Genomic DNA, 3,237 nt, shown 5'->3' with positions numbered 1-3,237 from the left:
AGGTCAGCATCACCAGGACGCCCATCAGGATGGAGGCGGTCCCCAGGCTCATGCCCGTCTTCAGGGACAGGCCCTGGTGAAAGACGTTCCACGGGTCCAGCCCGAGGTTGGAGCGCACCATCAGGGCGGCGGCCACGCCATACAGGCACAGGCCCAGTTGAAGCTGGATGAAACGACGCATGAACATGTGAGCCATAAGTCATCAGATCGGCCTTGCTTTATAGGGCCAATTTCGAAACGGTGGCCTTATGCGCGACACCCTGGTCAACGCCGCCTCCCTGTCGCGTCAGTTGAACGGCTGGCGCGGGCCGGACGGCGAGCCCGCCTATCGCCGCCTGGCCGAGGCGTTGAAGCTGATCATCCTGGACGGGCGGCTGTCTCTGAACGCGCGCCTGCCCGGAGAGCGACGGCTGGCCGAGACCCTGGGCGTCAGCCGCATCACCGTCAGCGCCGCGCTGGACCGGCTGAGAGCCGACGGCTTCATCGTCAGCCGGACCGGGTCAGGCAGCTTCACCGCCCTGCCCGCCAGCCCGGCGTCGCCGCCCGTAAACTATCTGGACGGGCCGATGCAGAGGGTCGATGCGCCCGGCGTCATCGACATGGCCTCGGCCGCCATGGCCGCCGACGAACAGGTGCACGCCGCCTACGCCCGCGCGCTGGAGGCCCTGCCCGCCCATCTGCCGGGACCGGGCTATGAGCCGGTCGGGATCGAGGCCCTGCGCCGCGTCGTCGCCGACCGCTACGCCGCCGCGGGCATGGCGACCACGGCGCAGCAGGTGGTGGTCACGGCGGGCGCTCTGGGCGGGCTGGCCTTGCTGCTGCGGGCGGCGACACAGCCCGGCGACAGGGTAGTGGTCGAACACCCCGGCTATCCTCACGCGCTGGACGCCCTGACCCAGGCCGGGCTGGCGCTCAGCCCCGTCGCCATGACGCCCCAGGGCTGGGACATGGACGGGATGCTGGCCGCCGTCGCCCGCGTACGGCCGCGACTGATCTATCTGATCGGCGCGCACCACAATCCGACGGGCCATGTCCTGTCGGCCGAAGACGAGGCGGCCGTCGCCGCCGCCGCCGCCCGCGTCGGAGCGATGCTGGTGCTGGACGACAGCCTGCGCGAGCTGTGGTTCGACCGCCCGGCGCCGGCGCCCGTCGATCACGGCCCCCATGTCGTGCGGCTGGGCTCGACCAGCAAACCCTATTGGGGCGGATTGCGCGTCGGCTGGCTGCGCGCCCATGTCGAGGTCGTCGACGCGGTGGTGCGTCACAGGCCATCGCTGGATCTGGGCGTGCCCGTAATGGAGCAACTGGCGGCCGCCATGCTGCTGACCGGCGACCCGGCGCCGCTGAACGCGCGGCGTCGGCTTCTGGCGCGCCGCGAAGCCCATCTGCGGATGCGGCTGGCCGAGCATCTGCCGGAATGGCGGACGCGCCGGCCCGACGGCGGCCTGTCCTTGTGGGTCGAACTGCCCCGGCCGGACGGCGTGCGCCTGGCGATCGCCGCGCCCGATCAGGGCGTACGGATCGCGCCCGGCATGCGGTTCGGGATCAACGGCGCCTTCGACCGCTTCATCCGCCTGCCCTTCAGCCGCGATGAGGCGGAGCTGGACCTGGCGGTGGTCAGGCTAGCGTCGGCCTGGGGCGGGCTGGACCGCAACGCGCCGCGTCGTCCGACGCCCGACCCGCTGCTCCGCGCCGTGCTTTAGGGCGCGCGCGGACAAATACAGCGGCAGAACGCCCGAAGCCACGGCCAGCCGGCCGTTGCCCGCGCCCTGCCCCGGCGCCGGCGAGACTCGCAAGACCGTCGCCTGTTCCTGCGCTGGCTGACCGATCAGGGACGCGCCATGCCGGACGCCCCCGCGGATCGCCAGGATTCAACCTGAAGCTTAGCTGAACACGTCTTTCATCCATCGCGTGGACGTGGTTCTCTAAGAGGACGCAAATCGGCCGCGCCGCGCCGTCATGATCCGGGCCGCCGCAGTTCGCGGCCCCTGTGGAGTTCAGATGCTGCTCGTCGCCTTCACCGCCGTCCTGGCGCTGGTTCAGGGTCAGGCTCAAGCCCAAACCCCTGCTCCGGCCCCTCGGCTCGTCTCCTATGACGAGGCGGTGCGGTGCGCCGGTCTGACCCAGGCCGCGTCCGAACTGGAAGGCGGCGAAAGCCGTTACGGCCGCGAGCTTTACGACGCCGCCCTCTATTGGTCGCTGGCGGCCATGCAGGCGGCGACGACCGCCGGGCGCAATCCGACGGCGGCCGAGAACGACCAGACCCGCGCTCGGCTTCAGTCCGTGCGTCGTCTGTCGGCCGGCGACGCCGAGTCGCGCACCGCCCTGCAACGCTGCCGCAAGGCCGCGCCCCGCCTGGGCTAGCGGCGAAAAACGGCGAACCGCCGTTTTCTCATTATATGGTTAAGCCGAACCCTTCGAACGGCGCTGCGTTTGCTTGGACGACCCCCGGATCACCTTCGTGATCCCGAAGCGGGACGGCGGAGCGCGATGTTCGAATTCGGCAGAGATCTGAGACGGCTGTTCGAGAAGGCGCGTGACAGCGACGATCTCGGCTGGCTGGAGCTGATCGGCGCGGGTCTGGTCGAGATCGAAGCCCGCCAGCAGGCCACGGACGCCGGCCGCGTCTCCTGCGCCCGCCCCTTCGACGCCGCCCTGCGCGCCGCCGCCCTGTGGCGCGAGCACGCCCGTCGCTGCGGCGCCGCCGCCAGCATCGACCGCGCCGAAGCCGCCGGACACGACGCCGCCAAGATCGCCGCCAATGACGACCAGGCCGTGCGCGCCGCCCTGGACCTGGCCCAAACCGGGATGCTGGCGTTCGACCTGCGCGGCGGCCCCGAACGACTGACGGCGGCGCTGGATCTGCTGGCCGACCTGCCCGCCGCGCGCCGCGCCGACACCGCCGCCGCCATGGCCGCCCTGCACGCCCGCCTGCGCGCGCGTCAGGCCCTGCTGTCCAGCCGCCTGTCCGAACTGACCGAGGCCACGGCCCTTCTCGACGCCGCCTTGACGCGACTGAAGACCGGGCGCGCGGCCGAGGACGAACTGCGCATGGACCGCGCCGTGGTGACGCTGGAGGCCGGGCTGATCGCCCGCGACCCGCGCCTGCTGGATCAGGCGGGCCGCGACCTGCGCGCCCTGGTCGAGGCCGCCTCGCCGGAACAGCGCCCCTTGAGCCGCGCCCGCGCCCTGGCCCTGTGCGGCGCGGGCATGGCCGCCCTGGCCGCCGTGGCCGAG

Annotated in this window: 2 protein-coding genes and 2 pseudogenes; 3 read left to right on the top strand and 1 reads right to left on the bottom strand. The window is 71.9% G+C overall.

All coding sequences use genetic code 11. The features are described 5' to 3' along the window. Positions 1–181, bottom strand: a pseudogene (locus FM111_RS13100) (hypothetical protein); the annotation flags it as partial. A gap of 67 nt (positions 182–248) precedes the next feature. Between FM111_RS13100 and yczR the strand changes: the two are divergent. The 3 genes and pseudogenes from yczR to FM111_RS13085 all read left to right on the top strand — a co-directional run. After that, positions 249–1,703 (top strand): MocR-like transcription factor YczR, encoded by a 1,455-nt coding sequence (gene yczR / locus FM111_RS13095; protein ID WP_087141377.1) that lies wholly within the window; start codon positions 249–251, stop codon positions 1,701–1,703. 298 nt (positions 1,704–2,001) lie between these two features. Next, positions 2,002–2,364 carry a hypothetical protein gene (locus FM111_RS13090; RefSeq protein ID WP_087141376.1) on the top strand — a complete coding sequence of 121 codons (363 nt, stop codon included), beginning with the start codon at positions 2,002–2,004 and terminating at the stop codon, positions 2,362–2,364. Positions 2,365–2,490: 126 nt separating this feature from the next. Further along, positions 2,491–3,237 (top strand): annotated as a pseudogene (locus tag FM111_RS13085) (hypothetical protein); the annotation flags it as partial.

It is taken from the genome of Brevundimonas diminuta 3F5N (assembly GCF_900163625.1).
Classification (GTDB): Bacteria; Pseudomonadota; Alphaproteobacteria; order Caulobacterales; family Caulobacteraceae; genus Brevundimonas; species Brevundimonas diminuta_A.
Note: the sequence above shows the minus strand (reverse complement) of the source record. Positions and strands in the feature narration are given on the sequence as shown.

Excerpts from the sequence above, each read along its gene's own strand:
- FM111_RS13090 (WP_087141376.1), top strand. The coding sequence starts at position 2,002 with ATGCTGCTCGTCGCCTTCACCGCCGTCCTGGCGCTGGTTCAGGGTCAG.
- yczR (WP_087141377.1), top strand. The coding sequence starts at position 249 with ATGCGCGACACCCTGGTCAACGCCGCCTCCCTGTCGCGTCAGTTGAAC.